Here is a 16,945-nt window from a genome sequence, read left to right as displayed (position 1 = left end):
ATCTGAAGACTGGGCGGGGCCATCACAGGGTCCGCCGCCCCTGCGGGCGTGCCGCGTCAGCCGACCAGCAGCACGAGCTTCCCCCGCACGCGGCCGTCCTCGCTGACGCGGTGCGCCGCCGCCACTTCCGCGAGCGGGAACGTCTGCGCCACCGGGAGCGAGAAGCGCCCCGACTCGATCAGCTCCCCGATCCCGGCGAGCGCGTGGACCGCGCGGCCGGCGTCCCCACGGCTGAACGTGACCCCGCAATCCTGCGCGCCGGCGAAGTCGGCGAGCGTCACCACGTGCTCCGGGCCGCCCGCGAGTTCGATGAGTTCGGGCAGAACGCCGCTCCCGGCGACGTCGAGCGCGAGATCGACGCCGTCGGGCGCGAGCGCGCGGACCCGCTCCACGAGGCCCTGACCGTAGACGACGGGCTCGGCGCCCATCGAGCGCAGGTAATCGTGGTTCACCGGACTTGCCGTGCCGATCACACGCGCTCCGCGCGCCACGGCGAGCTGAACCGCGGCGCTGCCGACGCTGCCGGATGCGCCACTGATGAGCAGCGTGCTACCGCTGCCGACGCCGAGCTGGTCGAGCGCCCGCGTGGCCGTCTCGATGGCGGCGGGCAGCGCGGCGGCGCCGGCGAAATCGAGTGACGGCGGCATCGGCGCGTAGTGGGCCAGGACCGCCAACTCGGCCTGGGCCGCCCCTTCGGCGGAGAACCCGAAGACGCGATCACCGACGGCGACGTCCGTGACGCCGTCGCCCAGCTCGTCGACGATGCCTGCCGCCTCGTGGCCCATGGTCTGCGGGAGCCCTGTGTCCATCAGGCCCTTGCGCTTCTTCCAGTCACTCGGGTTGACACCGGCCGCGCGCACCGCGATCCGGACCTCGCCGGGACCCGGATGCGGGTCGGGGAGATCCGCGATCCGGAGGACCTCCGGGCCCCCGAACCGACTGAAAAGGGCCGCCCTCATCCTTCGCCGTCCTGACGGGCGCCGTCCTGACGGGCGAACACGCTGCTCTTGAGCGAGGACAGCAGGTGGGCGGTGTCGTCGTACACCTCGACCGCTCCGGCCCCGGAGAGGTCGTCCCGGGGGATGCCTCCGCTGAGCACGGCCAGGGGCGTGACGCCCGCACGTCGTGCGGCCTTCATGTCCCAGACCGAGTCGCCGACGAACACACTGTCCCGTGCCTTCGCCCCGGCCAGCTCGAGCGCGTGGACGACGGGCTCAGCGGCGGGTTTCCCTTCTTCGACGTCGTCGGCGCTCGCGGTCGCCGTGATGACGTCGTCCGCGTCGACGGCGGCGCGCAACGCGTCGAGCTCGGCGCCGCCCGCTGACGTGGCGAGGACGATGGTCCACCCCTCCCCCGCGAGAGAGCGGAGCAGGCGCCCCGCGTCCTCGAAGGCTTCGAGCCGGTCGAAGTGGGTGCCGTAGAGCGTCTTGTGCGCGGCGCTGATGGCATCGTCCTGTTCCGGGTCGCGGTCATCGCCGAGTACGTGTTCGATGAGGTCGGTGCCACCCAGGCCGATCGCGTGGTGCACGGCGCGCATCGGCACCCGGTGACCGGCCTGCCGCAAGGCCTCCCACCAGGCCGTGACATGCAGGTAGTTGGTGTCGACGAGCGTTCCGTCGACGTCGAACAGGGCGGCACGCTTCACGAGGGCTCCATTCACGGTCATGTCATTCGCGTGTTTCACCGTAATAGTGGGGTTTCACCGTAATAGTCGTACGGGCGGCACGCATGGCCGGACGCCGCCGGGCCGGGGCCCCACCCCGGGCCCGACCCACAGTGGCGCAATAGTGGTGGCCTGTCATTCCGCTTCACGGGTACCCGGCGCCTCGCTTCCCGCACGTACCAACCGTTTGTCCACCCTGGCACCGAGGAGACCCGGATGACGTTCCATCCCCGCGAACAGCGATGTGTTCCGCAGGAGCGGTACAGGGGCACGGACCGATGACCCGGCGTTCCCTGCTCTCGGGGGCTCTGGTCGGCGTCGGGTTCGCCGCGTTCATCGACGAGATGGTGTTCCATCAGCTGCTGCACTGGCACCACTTCTACGACAAGGCATCGAGCGAAGCCGGTCTGGTCTCCGACGGCATCTTCCATGCCTTCGGCTGGCTGGCGATGGTGGCGGGCCTGTTCTTGTACGCGGATCTGTGGCGCCGGGGCGCCCGCCACCTCACCGCCTGGTGGTCGGGCCTGTGTCTGGGGCTCGGCGGCTTCCAGCTGTACGACGGCACGTTCCAGCACAAGGCACTGGAGCTGCACCAGATCCGCTACGGCGTGGATCTGGCGCCGTACGACTGGACCTGGAACGTGATCGCCGTGCTGTTCCTGCTCGCCGGAGCGCTGCTGCTGGTCCGGGCCCGTCGATGACGGCCGTGATGCTTGTCGTGGCCGCGGGCTGTTTCGCCTATATGGCGGCGGCCCGGCAGCTGCGTCGGCGTGGCGACCGCTGGCCGCACCGGCGTGACGCGGCGGTCTGGGCGGGCGGTGCGGTACTCATCGTCTCGGTCACCGCTTCGTGGGACCAATGGCCGCCGTTCACCGGGCACATGGCCGCGCATCTGGGCACCGGGATGATCGCGCCGCTGCTGTTCGTACTCGGGCGGCCCGTGACGTTGGCGCTGCGGGCTCTGCCGGTCGGGCCCCGGCGGCAGCTTCTCTCCTGTGTACGTTCCCGGCCTGCGGCCCTGCTCGTGTGGCCGCCGCTGGCCGCGCTCCTGCACATCGCCGGGCTGTGGGCGGTGTACCGCACGCCGCTCATGGCCGCCGCGCACCACCGACCGTGGCTGGACACGCTGGTCAGCGTGCATCTCCTGGTCTCCGGCGCGCTGTTCGCCTTCGCCGTCCTCGCCCTCGACCCCGTGTGCCACCGCGCGGGATTCGCGCTGCGCGGCGGAGCCCTGCTCGCCGCGTCGGCGGCGCACGGCATCCTGGCCAAGTCGCTCTACGCCGCGGGCCCTCCCGGCACCTCGTTCGCCGCCGCCGACCTGCACCAGGCGTCGTACCTCATGTACTACGGCGGTGACGTCGTCGGCATCGCGCTTGCCGTGCTCCTGTGCCACCAGTGGTACGCGTCCGAGGGCCGAGCCCTTGCCCGCGCCCGGCGCACCCCCGGTGGGGAAACGGCCAGGCCAGGCCCGCCCACCTCACGCGCGCCTGCTCGGTCGCGCCCGGCATCGTCGTAAATGCGTACGCCCCGTACCGCCGCCGCGTACCGGAGGCCCCGACGGGTACCCGGCATGCACCCCGTCCCCGGAACCCGGAGGTCACATGCTGTCCGAGACCGTCACCGTACCCAGCGGCGAGGGGGCACTCATCGGTGAACTGACCGTCCCGGACACGGTGTTCGGCGTCGCGGTCCTCGCCCACGTCAGCGGCAGTGCCCGGCACAACCCCCGCAGCCGGGCCGTGGCCGGCACGCTCCACAACTCCGCGCTCGGGACGTTGCGCATCGACCTGCTCACCGCCGATGAGGCGGCTGCCGACAGGGCGACCGGCAAGGAGCACAGCGATGTCGAGCTCCTGACGCACCGGCTGATCGCGTCCGTCGACTGGCTCGCGCCTCGCGTCTCCGATCTGCCGGTCGGCCTGTTCGGCGCGAACACGGGCGCGGCGGCCGCGCTCGGTGCCGCCGCCGCCAGGCCGGGCCTCGTGGACACCGTGGTCTGCCCCGACGGCCGCCCCGACCTGGCCGGGGACCATGTGCTCGGTCATGTGCACGCGCCGGTCCTGCTACTCGTCGGGGGGCGCGACACCGAGGTCCTGCGGCTCAACAGGGAAGTGGCCAACCGGCTTCGCGTCCTGAGCCGGCTGCGCGTGATCCCCGACGCCACGCATCTGTTCGAGGAACCCGGAGCGTTGAACGAGGCCGCAGCCGTGGCGGCCCGGTGGTTCGCCGGTATGGGGCAAGCGGAGATCTGAGCGGCCCCGCCCGTCGGCCACGACTTAGCGAACTCGCCCACCCTGTGACCGGCATCACAGTGCGCCACCCCACATCCTCAGGTCATCATATGACCCGATCGCCGCATGGATTCAGAGCCGCACCGCGCCCCCAGGACGGGCTCGGCCCGGCACAGCGAGACGAGGATGGGCATGGACGACCAGGACAGGCAGGCGCAGCCGCGCGTGGGCGTGGTGGGGCTCGGGGCCATGGGACTCGGCATGGCGCGCAGCCTGCGGGCCGCGGGCTTCCACGTAGGCGTCCATGATCTGCGGCCCGACGTGGCCTCGGCCTTCGCCGAGGAGGGCGGCACCGCGTTCACCTCCGCCGGTGAACTGGCGGCCTCCGTCGATGTCCTGGTCGGCGTCGTGGTCAACGCGGCGCAGGTCGAGTCCGTCATGTTCGGTGACGGCAACGGCGGGGGCGGGGGCGGCAATGACAAGGGCGGCGCGGCCGGACGGCTGCGCCCCGGTTCCGTCTACGTCATGTGCTCCACGGCCGACCCCGCCTGGTCCGCCGACCTGGAGCGGCGCCTGGCGGAGTTCGGCGTGCTCTACCTGGACGCGCCCATCTCCGGCGGCGCCGCGCGGGCGGCAAGTGGGCAGCTCACCATGATGACTTCGGGCGCCCCCGCCGCGTACGCGATCGCCGATCCGGTGCTCGAGGCCATGAGCGGCACGGTCTACCGCCTGGGCGACGAGGCCGGGACCGGTTCCAAGGTCAAGGTCGTCAATCAGCTGCTCGCGGGCGTGCACATCGCCGCGGCGGCGGAGGCCATGGCACTGGGCATCAAGGCGGGCGTACCCGCCGAAGCGCTCTATGAAGTGATCACACACAGCGCCGGCAACTCGTGGATGTTCGAGAACCGCATGGCGCATGTGCTCGCCGGTGACTACACGCCGCTGTCCGCGGTCGACATCTTCGTCAAGGACCTGGGGCTCGTGCTCGACGCCGCCCGGCCGGAGAAGTTCCCCCTCCCCCTGGCGGCCACCGCCCATCAGATGTTCTTGCAGGCATCGGCCTCGGGCCTGGGCGGCGAGGACGACAGCGCGGTGATCAAGATCTTCCCGGGAATCGAACTGCCGGGACAGGACGCGGGCGTGGAGCTGCCCGGACAGGAAGAGGTCTGACGTGGGAATCCGCCTCGGTTGCATCGCCGACGACTTCACCGGCGCCACGGACCTGGCCAACAACCTGGTGCGCGCGGGCATGCGCGTGGTCCAGCTGATCGACGTGCCGCCCACCGGCGCCGAAGACCTCGTCGGGGACGCCGACGCCGTCGTCATCGCCCTCAAGTCGCGGACCACCCCGGCATCCGAGGCCGTCGCGGCCTCGCTGCGGGCGCTCCAGTGGCTGCGCTCCGCGGGCGCCGAGCAGATCTACTTCAAGTACTGCTCGACCTTCGACTCGACGCGGGCCGGGAACATCGGTCCGGTCATCGAGGCCTTGATGGACGCCATCGGCACCGATTTCACCGTCGCCACCCCGGCGTTCCCCGACAACGGGCGCACCGTGTTCAAGGGCCACCTCTTCGTCGGCGACGTACTCCTCAGTGAGAGCGGCATGCGGCACCACCCGCTCACGCCGATGACGGACTCCAACCTGGTGTCCGTGCTCGGTGCGCAGACCGCGCGTCCGGTCGGCCTCATCGACCACACCGCGGTCGCCGCCGGTGCCGAAGCGATCCGGAAGCGCGTCGAGGTGCTGCGCGCGGAGGGTGTCGGCGCCGCGATCGTGGACGCCGTTTCGAACGACGACCTGCTGCGGCTCGGTGCGGCGGTCAAGGGGTTGCCGCTGGTGACCGCGGGGTCGGGTCTGGCGATCGGGCTTCCCGCGAACTGGGGGTTCGAGCCGTCCCCCGCCGCGGCCCAACTGCCGCCGCCCTGCGGTCATCAGGCCGTCTTGTCGGGGTCGGTGTCCACCGCCACCAACGGACAGGTCCGGGAGTTCCTGCGCGGTGGCCGTCCCGCGTTCCGTGTGGATCCGCTGCGGATCGCGGCCGGCGAGGGCGTGGCCGGCCAGGCCCTGGCCTTCGCCGCCGCGCACCTGACCGACGGGCCGGTCCTCGTCTACTCCACCGAGGCACCCGAAGCGGTCAGCAACGTCCAGGGCCGCCTCGGCGTCACCGAGGCCGGTGAGCTCGTCGAGCAGATCCTGGCCCGCGTCGCCCAAGGGCTCGTGGAGCTGGGTGTCCGCCAACTCGTCGTCGCCGGTGGCGAGACCTCGGGCGCGGTCGTCCAGGCCCTCGGCCTGACGAGCCTGCGCATCGGACCGCAGATCGACCCCGGAGTGCCCTGGTGCGCGGCCTCCCTGCCCGGCGGGGACCCGCTCCACATCACGCTCAAGTCCGGCAACTTCGGAGGCCCCGACTTCTTCACCTCGGCCTTCACCCGCCTCGAACGGGGGGAGTCGTGAGCGAAACGCCGAGCGCTGCCGTGCAGGCGGCGCGCGCCGAGATCGTCCGCGTGGGCTCCAGCCTGTTCGCCCGGGGGTACGTCCACGCGAGCGCCGGCAACATCAGCGCGCGGGTCGGCGACTCCCACCTGATCACGCCCACCGACGCCGCCCTGGGGTTCCTGTCGCCCGAGCGCCTCGCCCTGGTCGACGCCGGGGGCGAGCAGATCGCGGGCGAGCGCGCCAGCAAGACCCTCACCCTGCACCGACGCATCTGTGCCGCCGACCCCGCGGCACGGTTCGTCATCCACACCCACTCCACGCATCTCGTCGCGCTCACCCTGGCCGGCGTGTGGAGTCAGGACGACGTGCTTCCGCCCCTCACGCCGTACTACGTCATGAAGGTCGGGCACGTCCCGCTCATCCCCTACCACCGGCCCGGCGATCCCCGCGTGGCCGACCTGGTGACCGGCCATATGGCTGACCGCGCGGCGGGACGCACGCCGATCAGGGCCGTGCTGCTCGACCGTCTCGGCCCGGTGGTCTGGGGCCCGGACGCCGCATCCGCTCTCGCCGTCCTCGAAGAACTCGAGGAAACGGCGCGCCTCTGGCTCCTGACCGACCGTCGCCCCGAGCCGCTCCCCTCCCCCGCTCTCGACGAACTCAAGGCCGTGTTCGGCGCCTCCTGGTGACCGCCCGCGCCGCACACCGCCCGTCGGAGAATCCCCTGAGCCGCAGTAAGGATTCCGCATGTCCACGTCCACCGCGACGGCCGAGACCCCCGAACTCGCCCGTGAGAACGCCGTGTTCCGTAAGGTCGTCCTCCGCATCGTCCCCTTCTTGATCCTCTGTTACGTCTTCTCCTACCTGGACCGCGTCAACGTCGGCTTCGCGAAGCTGCAGATGTCCGACGACCTGGGCCTGAGCGAAGCGGCGTACGGGCTTGGCGCAGGTCTGTTCTTCATCGGCTACTTCCTCTTCGAGGTCCCGTCGAACCTGATGCTGCAACGCGTCGGCGCGCGCACCTGGATCGCCCGGATCATGATCACGTGGGGTCTGGTCTCCGGGGCGTTCTCGTTCGTCACGAACGAGACGACGTTCTACGTGCTGCGCTTCCTCCTCGGAGCAGCGGAGGCCGGTTTCTACCCGGGTGTGATCCTCTACTGCACGTACTGGTTCCCCTCCCACCGCAGGGCCCGCGTGATAGCGATGTTCATGTCGGCGATCCCCGTGGCAGGCATCTTCGGCAACCCGCTCTCCGGCTGGATCATGGACACCTTCGACGGGGTCAGCGGATGGCAGGGCTGGCAGTGGATGTTCCTGCTCGAAGCGATTCCGGCGCTCCTCATCGGTGTTGCGACGATGTTCTACCTCGACAACGGCGTGCGCAGCGCCAAGTGGCTCTCCGACGAGGAGAAGGACATCGTCGAGGCGGCGATCGCCAGGGACACCGCCCACCAGAAGCACGGCCGGGTGTGGGACGGCTTCCGCGACCCCAAGGTGTGGCTGATGTGCCTCATCTACTTCTGCTTCGTGATGGGCCAGTACGCCCTGACGTTCTGGATGCCCACCTTCGTCAGGTCGACCGGCATCGACGACACCTTCACGATCGGTGTGCTCAGCGCCGTGCCGTTCGTGGCCGCACTGATCGCGATGAACCTTTTCGGACGCTCCGCGGACAAGCGCCGCGAGCGCCGCTGGCACCTGGTCGTCCCCAGTCTCATGGGCGCCGTCGGCTTCTCCCTGGCCGCCGGCTGGAGCGGCTCCACCGTGCTGTCCCTGATCGCCCTGTCCTTCGCCGCGGCGGGCGTGTTGACCTGTGCCCCGCTGTTCTGGTCGCTGCCCACCGCGTTCCTCGGCGGCACCGCGGCGGCGGCCGGGCTCGCTCTGATCAACTCGGTGGGCAACCTGGCCGGCTTCGTCAGCCCGTACATGATCGGCGGGCTCAAGGACGCCACGGGCTCGACGTCCATCCCGATGTACGTCCTTGCCCTGAGTCTGGTGATCGGCGCTGCCGCCGTGCTGACCACCAAGAAGGATGTCGTCAACCGTTGACCGGGTCCGGTCCCGGCCCCACCACAGGAGCAAGCATGCCGAGGTTCGCCGCGAACCTGTCCATGATGTACACCGAGTACGACTTCCTCGACCGCTTCGCCGCGGCGTCACAGGACGGCTTCGAGGCCGTCGAATACCTCTTCCCCTACGGTTACGAGCCCGCCGAGCTGCGCCGTCGGCTCGACGAACACGGCCTGCGGCAGGTGCTGTTCAACGCGCCTCCCGGCGACTGGGAGTCCGGGGAGCGTGGCATCGCGTCGCTGCCCGGCCGAGAGGGCGAGCTGCGCTCCGGGGTCGAGCGGGCGCTGGAGTACGCCGCCGCGCTCGGCTGCGGCCAGGTGCATGTGATGGCCGGTCTCCTGCCGCCGGAAGCCACACCTGAGCAGCGGGCCGGACACCGCGAGACCTATCTGTCCAACCTGGCCTGGGCGGCCGAGCGGGCCGCCGCCATGGACGTCGACCTCCTGATCGAGCCCATCAACGGCCGGGACATGCCTGGCTACTTCCTGCACCGGCAGGCCGAGGCGCACGCTCTCGTACAGGAGGTGGGCGCATCGAACCTCAAGGTGCAACTCGACCTGTACCACTGCCAGATCGTGGAGGGCGACCTCACCACGACACTGCGCCGCGACCTTCCCACAGGACGCGTCGGCCATCTGCAGATCGCCGGCGTGCCCGACCGCCATGAGCCAGACCGGGGCGAACTGGACGTCCGCCATCTCTTCGCCGTCGTCGACGAGTTGGGCTTCGACGGGTGGATCGGCTGCGAGTACATCCCGCGAGCCGGTACGAGCGAGGGGCTCGGCTGGTTCGAGAACTACCGCCGGATCGAGAACGACCGAGGAGAACACGCATGAGGATCGTCATCACCGGTGGCTTCGGCTTCCTGGGCCGCCAGGTCGCCGACGCCCTGCTCGCACGGCGGACCCTGTGCGGGGCGCCCATCGGCCAACTGGTGCTCGCCGACCGGTTCGTGCCGGAGGAGGCAGCGGTGGCCGCCGATCCACTGGTGGCCGTCGTCCAGGGCGACCTCAGCGAGCGCCTCGACGAGATCTTCGCGCGGCCGGTGGACGTCCTGATCCACCTGGCGTCGGCGGTGTCCGCCGAGTGCGAGACCGACTTCGACCTCGGCATGAGCGCCAACCTGGACACCACCCGCGCGCTGCTCGACGCCGCCCGCGCACAGTCGGCCGCAGGAGGCCCGACGCCCCGGGTCGTGTTCTCCAGCAGCGTCGCGGTCTACGGCTCCGATGCCGCGCTGCCGCTGCCGCCCGTGGTCAGCGAGTCGACGCTGGCCACCCCGCAGTCCAGCTACGGGACGCAGAAACGCGTCTGCGAGCAGCTGGTCGCCGAGTACACGCGGCGGGGCTTCGTCGACGGCCGCGTGGCGCGTCTGATGACCGTCGCGGTGCGTCCCGGCAAGCCGAACGCCGCCGCCTCCGGCTTCCTGTCCGGCATCATCCGCGAGCCCCTGGCGGGACTGCCGGCCACCTGCCCGGTCAGCCCGGAGCTGCGGGTCGCCCTTGCCTCGCCGCGGCGCACCGTCGAGGGCATCCTGCGCATCGCGGAGGCCGGGCGCGGCAGTGGCCCCGGTGAGCTGGAGGGCGGGCTTCCGGTCAACCTTCCCGCGCTGACGGTCTCGGTCGCCGAGATGCTGGACACGCTGCGCAGGGTGGCGAGTGACGCCGTCGCCGACCTGGTGACGCTCGCGCCCGACCCCGCCGTCGAGGCCATCGTCGGCTCGTGGCCCGCCGTCTTCGACAACGCGCGCGCCACCGCGCTCGGCCTGCGTCCCGACGCGAGCTTCGAGTCGGTCGTCCGGGCGTACGTCGAGGACCACCCCGGGGCGGTGACCGCGGGAGACCTGCCCGCGCCCGGGGCGATCGGGGCCTGACGGATAGACTGACGAGCATGTTCTCCAAGGTGAGTGGCCCCATTCGGCTCGCGGACCGGGTCGCCGCGATCCTCTCGGAGGAGATCGAGTCCGGGCGTCTCGCCGAGGGCGACAAGCTGCCGACCGAGGTCGAGTTGGTCAAGCAGCTCGGCGTCAGCCGCACCGTGATCCGTGAGGCCGTCTCCCGGCTGCGGAACGCGGGCCTGGTCGAACCGCGACAGGGCCGGGGCGTGTTCGTGATGCCCCGGCGCACCAGGCCGCTCGACCTGGAGGCCGAGGCCTCCGGTACCAAGTCCAAGGTGCTGCAGATCGTGGAGGTCCGCCGCGCCATGGAGGGCGAGGCGGCCTCCCTGGCGGCCACCCGGTCCACGCCGGACGACGTCACCCGGATGCGGCGGTCGCTGGCCGCGATCGACGAGGCGGTTGCGGCGGGCGGCGACGGGGTGGAGGAGGATCTGGCGTTCCACCAGTCGATCGCCGAGTCGACCGGCAACCCGGTGATGGTGTCGACCGTGCGGTATCTGGGCGAGGTCATGCGCGGCGGTATCCGCGTCACGCGGGCCAACGAGGCCCGGCGCGACGACTTCATCGAGGCGGTGCGGGTGGAGCACCACGCGATTCTGGCGGCCATCGAGTCGGGCGACGCGGGGGCGGCCCGCAGCGCCGTACGCCGTCACATGAAGCACGCGGCGTCCCGGCTGCAGGACGCGGACGAGGGCTTCTGGACGGAGACGGACGACCTCAAGGTGGACTTGGACCGCCCGTGACCCGGTCGCTTCATCTGCCCGGTGGGCGGGGGAGCTTCATCTGCCCGGTGGGCGGGAGAGGACGATGAGGGAACGCGGGCCCACGCTCAGGGTCGTATCGGCCTTGTGCTCCGTCTCGTCCGGCAGGCCGGCTTCGTATGTGTCGAGCAGGGTCGTCCAGGACGAGCCGTAGGCGGCGTCGGGCAGCCGGAACTCCATCGGCTCCCAGAAGCAGTTGAACAGGACGAGGAACGAGTCGTCGACGACGGTCCGGCCGACGCGGTCCCGTTCCGCGATGGCGTCACCGTTGAGGAAGACGGCCACCGAGTGCGCGTCGGGGCGGTCCCAGTCCTCCGTCGTCATCTCCTCGGCGTCCGGCCGCAGCCAGACCAGGTCCGGCAGCGGCTGCCCCTGGTGCGTGACGGTGTCGCCCCGGAAGAAGCGGCGGCGGCGCAGGATGGGATGTTCGGTGCGTAGCGCCACCACCCGGCGGGTGAAGTCAAGGAGGTCCTCGCGTTCCTCGTCGAGGTCCCAGTCGATCCACGCCGTCTCGTTGTCCTGGCAGTACGCGTTGTTGTTGCCGAGCTGGGTGCGGCCGATCTCATCCCCGTGGCCGAGCATCGGAATGCCCTGGGACAGCATCAGCGTCGCCAGGAAGTTGCGCTGCTGGCGTGCGCGCAGGGCACGCACCTCGGGGTTGCGCGTGGCGCCTTCCGCGCCGCAGTTCCAGGAGCGGTTGTCGCTCTCGCCGTCCCGGTTTCCCTCGCCGTTGGCCTCGTTGTGCTTGGTGTCGTACGAGACGAGGTCGCGCAGGGTGAATCCGTCGTGGGCGGTGATGAAGTTGACGCTGGCGCGCGGGCGGCGCCGGTCGTGCTGGTAGAGGTCTGCGGATCCCGTCAGCCGTGACGCGAACTCCGCCAGCGCCCCCTCGCCGCCGCGCCAGAACTCCCTGACACAGTCGCGGTACTTCCCGTTCCATTCGGACCACAGCGGCGGGAAGTTGCCGACCTGATAGCCGCCGTCACCGAGGTCCCACGGCTCGGCGATCAGTTTGACGCGGCTGATCACGGGGTCCTGCTGGATGAGGTCGAAGAAGGCGGAGAGCCGGTCCACCTCGTGGAACTGCCGGGCGAGGGTGGCGGCCAGGTCGAAGCGGAAACCGTCGACGTGACACTCGGTGACCCAGTAGCGCAGGGAGTCCATGATCAGCTGAAGGACGTTGGGGTGGCGCATCAGCAGGCTGTTGCCGGTCCCCGTGGTGTCGTAGTACCGGCTGAAGTCCTCGTCGGACAGCCGGTAGTAGGACGCGTTGTCGATACCGCGGAAGGAGAGGGTGGGGCCGTTCTCGTTGCCCTCCGCGGTGTGGTTGTACACCACGTCCAGGATCACTTCGAGGCCCGCCGCGTGCAGGGCCTTCACCATGGACTTGAACTCGGTGACCTGCTGTCCGAGCGTTCCGTGGGCCGCGTAGGTGTGATGCGGCGCGAAGAATCCGATCGTGTTGTAGCCCCAGTAGTTGGACAGGCCCTTGTCGAGCAGGAACCCGTCCTGGACGTATTGGTGCACCGGCATCAGTTCGACCGCGGTGACCCCCAGGGAGGTCAGATGGTCGATGACGGCCGGTGTCGCCAGGCCCGCGTAGGTGCCGCGGAGTTCTTCGGGGACGCCGGGATGGGTGCGGCTCAGTCCGCGTACGTGCGTCTCGTAGATCACCGAGTCGGCGTAGGCGTGCGAGGGCGGGCTGTCCCCGGTCCAGTCGAAGGACGGATCGACGACGACACCGCACAGGGTGGCCGGTCCGGTGCCCTCGCGGGATGCCGCGCCACGAGTGGGCGCCTTCTTCCGCGGCCCGTCGTCGGCCAGGTCGTGGATCGCCCGTGCGTACGGATCGAGCAGGAACTTCTCCGGGTCGCAGCGATGTCCGGCGGTCGGCATCCAGGGGCCGTGCACCCGGTATCCGTAGCGCCGGCCCGGCCCGACGTCGGGCAGATAGCCGTGCCACACCGAGCCGTCGGCCTCCGTGAGCGTCACGGCCTGTTCGGTGCCGTCCTCGTCCAGGAGGACGAGGACGACCTGCTCGGCCACCTCGCTGAAGAGGGCGAAGTTCGTCCCGTCGCCGTCGTACGTGGCGCCGAGCGGAAAAGGTCGGCCGGTCCACACGCGCACAAGGTCTCCCGTCGTCGTCCCTGGTGTCCCTGGTTCGACCATCGGGCATGCGGCGGGTGCGCGCCCTTCCGGGAACGCACCCGCCGCACGATCGCCGCCACGGTCCGGTCAGGCGGGTTCGGCGACCTCAAGAGGCGGTGCCGGCTCGGGCGTTCCCACGCCGACCGGCTGCGGCACGGCCCGGGGCAGCGGCCGCGCCTCGATCGTGATGGGCGCCGGGCCCTTGGGAAGCAGCGGTTCGCGGACCTCCGTACGGCTGCGCAGCGAGAACCACACGATGTGCTTGTCGTCGGCGGTGCAGCGGCCCCACCCGTCACTGAGCGCCGCGATCTCGGCCAGGAAGTCCGGCTCCGCGCGATGCTCCCCCTCGGTGGCCGCGTCGCCGTGCGAGACCGCGGTGATCAGATGCTGCCCGGTCCACCAGGTCTCGATCGCGGTCCGTCCCGCGGAGGCGTTCCGTGCCGTCGGCTCCAGCAGGAGACCGACACCTCGCGACACGTCCGGAACAAGCTGTTTCAGCCCCCAGTACCTCAGATGGGCTGCCAGGATGCGTCGGATCTGACCGACGCGCTCAGGCACCAGATCCACGTCGAGGTGGTAGTAGCGGGGCACTGCGTGGTGGTTCATCGTTCATGCTCCTCACCGCGGAAGCTCGCGCTCCGATGCCTCGGCAGAGCCGGTATGTGCACAGAACGTGAGCGGTGTTCGCTCGAGAGTCAGCACCACTTTCACCCCCCTACTCCATTCGTGCAACACGAGCGTGATCGGCCGAGTGCGCTGCGTTCAACAGGACGCGGCGCGCTTCAGCTCGCACCATGGGGGAGGGAGTAAACCCGTTGTGACGGCTCGCTCCCCCTCCGTGAACGGCCCGCGAGCCCCGCCGGGACTCGCCGTCGCGGGGGTCCAGGAGGTCGAGTGCGATGCGGTTGGAGCGCGTCACAGAAGACGTTGACCGGCAACTGGTGAGGTACCGCGCATGGCAGCGCCGCTTCCTCGCCTCGCCCGGCGACCCCGCGGTGCGCGCCCGGTTCGAGGACGCCGTGGCCGCACTGTGCGCGGTGACGAGCGAACGCTGCGGGCGGGAGGCGGCCGAGGCCGCGGAACGCCCGACACGCGGCGGATGACGCGCGTCGGCCGACGCGGGAGCCGGAGCCGCGAGGAACGACGCCGCAAGGAACGAAGCCGAGACGTACTCCGAGACGAGCAACGCACCGGACGACCCACGGAGGTGGACAACATGTCGGTGGACCCCAGCCACGTCCGCATCCCCATCGAGGATGTGCGGCCCTGTGTGCACGGTGGCCTGCGCCCGGCGAAGGCGGTCGTCGGCGAGGCCGTCGAGGTCACGGCTGTCGTGTTCGCCGAAGGCTCCGCAGTGGTCGGCGCCGAGGCGGTCCTGTACGCGCCCGATGGCCGCGCCCCCCGGCGCCGGGCCATGCGGGAGTCGGCGCCCGGGACGGACCGGTGGACCACCGACGTCACCCCGGACGCGGTCGGCCACTGGTCGTTCACCGTCGCGGCCTGGACCGACCCCATGGCCGCCTGGCAGCGCGACGCGGTGATCAAGGTGCACGCCGACGTGGACACCGGGGTCACCCTCGATGACGGGGTCCTGCTCTTCGAGCGTGCCGTCGCCCAGGCCCCCGACGACACGACGCGCTCCACCCTGCAGTCCGCGCTCGGTCTGCTGCGCGATGACACCCGCACCCCGCTCGACCGCCTCGCGGCAGCGACGGCACCCGAAGTGCGCGCGCTCCTTTCGGCCCATCCCCTGCGCGAACGCCTCACCGAGAGCGCGCCGTTGCCGCTGCTGGTGGAGCGGGAGCGGGCGTTGTTCGGTTCCTGGTACGAGTTCTTCCCGCGCTCGGAGGGCGCCGTCGTCCGCGAGGGCCAGGCCCCGAAGTCCGGCACCTTCCGTACCGCCGCCGAGCGGCTTCCGGCCATCGCCGCGATGGGCTTCGACGTCGTCTATCTGCCGCCGATCCACCCCATCGGGACCACCTTCCGCAAGGGTCCCAACAACTCGCTGTCCCCCGGCCCGCACGACGTGGGCGTGCCCTGGGCCATCGGCTCCCCCGAGGGCGGCCACGACGCGATCCACCCCGCCCTGGGCACCCTGGCCGACTTCGACGCCTTCGTACGCCGCGCCACGGACCTGCACCTCGAAGTCGCCCTGGACTTCGCCCTGCAGTGCTCCCCCGACCACCCCTGGGTCAACAAACACCCCGAGTGGTTCCAGCACCGCGCCGACGGCTCCATCGCCTACGCGGAGAACCCGCCCAAGAAGTACCAGGACATCTACCCCCTGGCCTTCGACCGCGACATGCCGGGCCTGGTCGCCGAGACCGTACGCCTGCTGCGGTTCTGGATGGACCACGGCGTGCGCATCTTCCGCGTCGACAATCCGCACACCAAACCGGTCGCCTTCTGGGAGCAGGTCCTGGCCGACATCAACCACACCGACCCCGACGTCATCTTCCTGGCGGAGGCCTTCACCCGCCCCGCCATGATGCGCACCCTCGCCGCGATCGGCTTCCAGCAGTCCTACACATACTTCACCTGGCGCAACACCAAACCTGAACTCACTTCGTACGTGCAGGAGTTGGCCAGCGAGACGGCCGCTTGCATGCGGCCGAACTTCTTCGTCAACACCCCCGACATCCTGCCCGAGTTCCTCCAGAACGGCGGCCGCCCCGCCTTCGAGCTGCGCGCGGTGCTCGCCGCGACCCTCGCGCCGACGTGGGGCCTCTACAGCGGATACGAACTCTGCGAGAACACGCCTCTCCAGCCGGGTGGCGAGGACTATCTGGACTCCGAGAAGTACCAACTGCGGCCCCGCGACTGGGAGTCGGCGGAAAGCGCGGGCACCACCATCGCGCCGCTGATCACCACGCTCAACACGATCCGTCGACGCCACCCGGCGCTGCACCGGCTGCGCAACGTGCACTTCCACCCCGTGGACAACGACCAGGTGATCGCGTACAGCCGTCACGCGTCCGGCGACACGGTGCTGGTGGTCGTGAACCTCGACCCGCACCACACCCAGGAGGCGACGGTACGCCTCGACCCCACGCTTCTGAACATCGCGCCCGGCTCTTCCTTCCGCGTGCGCGACGAACTGAGCGACACGACGTACACGTGGGGCGAGGTCATATACGTCCGTCTCACACCGGGCGTTTCCCCCGCGCACGTATGCGCGGTCGAGTGAGGAAGCACGCGCCATCAGCCGTGCGGCAACGGAGGATGCATGACCGTCAACAAGCCTGTGTCCGACCTGTTCGAGGACACGCCCGCCAAGGACCGCGATCCCGAGTGGTTCAAGCGCGCCGTCTTCTACGAGGTGCTTGTCCGCTCCTTCCACGACAGTGACGGCGACGGCATCGGCGACCTCAAGGGCATCACCGCCAAGCTGGACTATCTGCAGTGGCTGGGCGTCGACTGCCTGTGGCTGCCGCCCTTCTTCACCTCACCATTGCGCGACGGCGGTTACGACGTGGCCAATTACGTCGCCGTCCTGCCCGAGTTCGGCGATCTCGGGGATTTCGTCGAATTCGTGGACTCCGCGCATCAGCGGGGCATGCGCGTGATCATCGACTTCGTGATGAACCACACCAGCGACCAGCACCCGTGGTTCCAGGCCTCACGCACCGACCCCGAAGGCCCCTACGGCGACTACTACGTCTGGGCCGACGACGACAAGCAATACCAAGACGCACGCATCATCTTCGTCGACACCGAAGCCTCCAACTGGACCTT

The 16,945-nt window shown here is 70.3% G+C and carries 17 protein-coding genes; 13 read left to right on the top strand and 4 right to left on the bottom strand.

The window, feature by feature from the left end; all coding sequences use genetic code 11:
- Positions 1–56 precede the first annotated feature (56 nt).
- Both ACIBCK_RS21220 and ACIBCK_RS21215 read right to left on the bottom strand, forming a co-directional pair.
- Positions 57–959, bottom strand: coding sequence for an NADP-dependent oxidoreductase (locus tag ACIBCK_RS21220; RefSeq protein WP_399392355.1), 903 nt, complete (start codon positions 957–959; stop codon positions 57–59).
- The gene (locus ACIBCK_RS21215; protein ID WP_399393109.1) at positions 956–1,645 is read right to left on the bottom strand and encodes an HAD family hydrolase; all 690 of its coding nucleotides are present in this window, start codon (positions 1,643–1,645) and stop codon (positions 956–958) included. Before ACIBCK_RS21215 ends, ACIBCK_RS21220 begins: the two co-directional genes overlap by 4 nt.
- A 296-nt stretch (positions 1,646–1,941) precedes the next feature.
- Here ACIBCK_RS21215 and ACIBCK_RS21210 point away from each other — a divergent pair, with 296 nt between their 5' ends.
- The 10 genes from ACIBCK_RS21210 (at position 1,942) to ACIBCK_RS21165 (ending at position 11,044) form a co-directional block, all read left to right on the top strand.
- On the top strand, positions 1,942–2,364 hold the full coding sequence (locus tag ACIBCK_RS21210; protein WP_399392353.1) for a DUF2243 domain-containing protein: 423 nt from the start codon (positions 1,942–1,944) through the stop codon (positions 2,362–2,364).
- The gene (locus tag ACIBCK_RS21205) at positions 2,361–3,179 is read left to right on the top strand and encodes a cytochrome c oxidase assembly protein (protein ID WP_399392351.1); all 819 of its coding nucleotides are present in this window, start codon (positions 2,361–2,363) and stop codon (positions 3,177–3,179) included. Before ACIBCK_RS21210 ends, ACIBCK_RS21205 begins: the two co-directional genes overlap by 4 nt.
- Positions 3,180–3,264: 85 nt before the next feature.
- Positions 3,265–3,915: a hydrolase gene (locus ACIBCK_RS21200; RefSeq protein WP_399392349.1), complete on the top strand. Its 651-nt coding sequence runs from the start codon at positions 3,265–3,267 to the stop codon at positions 3,913–3,915.
- A 171-nt stretch (positions 3,916–4,086) separates the two neighbouring features.
- A complete protein-coding gene (gene ltnD / locus ACIBCK_RS21195) occupies positions 4,087–5,064 on the top strand; it encodes an L-threonate dehydrogenase (protein WP_399393107.1) in 978 nt (325 codons plus the stop codon).
- Position 5,065: 1 nt separating this feature from the next.
- Entirely contained in the window at positions 5,066–6,349 is a 1,284-nt protein-coding gene (otnK, locus tag ACIBCK_RS21190; protein WP_399392347.1) for a 3-oxo-tetronate kinase, read from the top strand.
- Positions 6,346–7,020 (top strand): aldolase, encoded by a 675-nt coding sequence (locus ACIBCK_RS21185; protein ID WP_399392345.1) that lies wholly within the window; start codon positions 6,346–6,348, stop codon positions 7,018–7,020. Before otnK ends, ACIBCK_RS21185 begins: the two co-directional genes overlap by 4 nt.
- Before the next feature lie 58 nt (positions 7,021–7,078).
- A complete protein-coding gene (locus ACIBCK_RS21180; protein ID WP_399392344.1) occupies positions 7,079–8,383 on the top strand; it encodes an MFS transporter in 1,305 nt (434 codons plus the stop codon).
- Positions 8,384–8,418: 35 nt separating this feature from the next.
- Positions 8,419–9,240, top strand: coding sequence for a 2-oxo-tetronate isomerase (otnI, locus tag ACIBCK_RS21175; RefSeq protein WP_399392342.1), 822 nt, complete (start codon positions 8,419–8,421; stop codon positions 9,238–9,240).
- Positions 9,237–10,277 (top strand): D-erythronate dehydrogenase, encoded by a 1,041-nt coding sequence (denD, locus tag ACIBCK_RS21170; RefSeq protein ID WP_399392340.1) that lies wholly within the window; start codon positions 9,237–9,239, stop codon positions 10,275–10,277. Before otnI ends, denD begins: the two co-directional genes overlap by 4 nt.
- Positions 10,278–10,294: 17 nt before the next feature.
- Positions 10,295–11,044, top strand: a complete 750-nt coding sequence (locus tag ACIBCK_RS21165; RefSeq protein ID WP_399392338.1) for a FadR/GntR family transcriptional regulator — start codon at positions 10,295–10,297, stop codon at positions 11,042–11,044.
- Between the two features lie 36 nt (positions 11,045–11,080).
- Here the strand turns inward: ACIBCK_RS21165 and glgX are convergent, their stop codons facing one another.
- The gene (glgX, locus tag ACIBCK_RS21160) at positions 11,081–13,231 is read right to left on the bottom strand and encodes a glycogen debranching protein GlgX (protein WP_399392336.1); all 2,151 of its coding nucleotides are present in this window, start codon (positions 13,229–13,231) and stop codon (positions 11,081–11,083) included.
- A 66-nt stretch (positions 13,232–13,297) separates the two neighbouring features.
- The gene (locus tag ACIBCK_RS21155; RefSeq protein WP_399392335.1) at positions 13,298–13,816 is read right to left on the bottom strand and encodes a pep a2; all 519 of its coding nucleotides are present in this window, start codon (positions 13,814–13,816) and stop codon (positions 13,298–13,300) included.
- Positions 13,817–14,109: 293 nt separating this feature from the next.
- Between ACIBCK_RS21155 and ACIBCK_RS21150 the strand changes: the two genes are divergently transcribed.
- From ACIBCK_RS21150 to ACIBCK_RS21140, 3 genes are all read left to right on the top strand, one after another.
- Positions 14,110–14,313, top strand: a complete 204-nt coding sequence (locus ACIBCK_RS21150; RefSeq protein WP_399392333.1) for a DUF5133 domain-containing protein — start codon at positions 14,110–14,112, stop codon at positions 14,311–14,313.
- Between the two features lie 113 nt (positions 14,314–14,426).
- Positions 14,427–16,397, top strand: coding sequence for a maltotransferase domain-containing protein (locus ACIBCK_RS21145; RefSeq protein WP_399392331.1), 1,971 nt, complete (start codon positions 14,427–14,429; stop codon positions 16,395–16,397).
- A gap of 39 nt (positions 16,398–16,436) precedes the next feature.
- On the top strand, positions 16,437–16,945 hold a 509-nt coding region (locus ACIBCK_RS21140), incomplete at its 3' end, for an alpha-amylase family glycosyl hydrolase (protein WP_399392330.1).

It is taken from the genome of Streptomyces sp. NPDC051218 (assembly GCF_044455475.1).
Taxonomy (GTDB): domain Bacteria; phylum Actinomycetota; class Actinomycetes; order Streptomycetales; family Streptomycetaceae; genus Streptomyces.
The sequence above is the reverse complement of the archived record's forward strand: the minus strand, read 5'-3'. Positions and strand labels throughout refer to the sequence as shown.

Bases quoted from the DNA above. Each gene is read 5' to 3' on its own strand.
- ACIBCK_RS21220 (WP_399392355.1), bottom strand. From the start codon at position 959: ATGAGGGCGGCCCTTTTCAGTCGGTTCGGGGGCCCGGAGGTCCTCCGG.
- ACIBCK_RS21210 (WP_399392353.1), top strand. From the start codon at position 1,942: ATGACCCGGCGTTCCCTGCTCTCGGGGGCTCTGGTCGGCGTCGGGTTC.
- ACIBCK_RS21205 (WP_399392351.1), top strand. From the start codon at position 2,361: ATGACGGCCGTGATGCTTGTCGTGGCCGCGGGCTGTTTCGCCTATATG.
- ACIBCK_RS21200 (WP_399392349.1), top strand. From the start codon at position 3,265: ATGCTGTCCGAGACCGTCACCGTACCCAGCGGCGAGGGGGCACTCATC.
- ltnD (WP_399393107.1), top strand. From the start codon at position 4,087: ATGGACGACCAGGACAGGCAGGCGCAGCCGCGCGTGGGCGTGGTGGGG.
- ACIBCK_RS21180 (WP_399392344.1), top strand. From the start codon at position 7,079: ATGTCCACGTCCACCGCGACGGCCGAGACCCCCGAACTCGCCCGTGAG.
- otnI (WP_399392342.1), top strand. From the start codon at position 8,419: ATGCCGAGGTTCGCCGCGAACCTGTCCATGATGTACACCGAGTACGAC.
- denD (WP_399392340.1), top strand. From the start codon at position 9,237: ATGAGGATCGTCATCACCGGTGGCTTCGGCTTCCTGGGCCGCCAGGTC.
- ACIBCK_RS21165 (WP_399392338.1), top strand. From the start codon at position 10,295: ATGTTCTCCAAGGTGAGTGGCCCCATTCGGCTCGCGGACCGGGTCGCC.
- glgX (WP_399392336.1), bottom strand. From the start codon at position 13,231: ATGGTCGAACCAGGGACACCAGGGACGACGACGGGAGACCTTGTGCGC.
- ACIBCK_RS21155 (WP_399392335.1), bottom strand. From the start codon at position 13,816: ATGAACCACCACGCAGTGCCCCGCTACTACCACCTCGACGTGGATCTG.
- ACIBCK_RS21150 (WP_399392333.1), top strand. From the start codon at position 14,110: ATGCGGTTGGAGCGCGTCACAGAAGACGTTGACCGGCAACTGGTGAGG.
- ACIBCK_RS21145 (WP_399392331.1), top strand. From the start codon at position 14,427: ATGTCGGTGGACCCCAGCCACGTCCGCATCCCCATCGAGGATGTGCGG.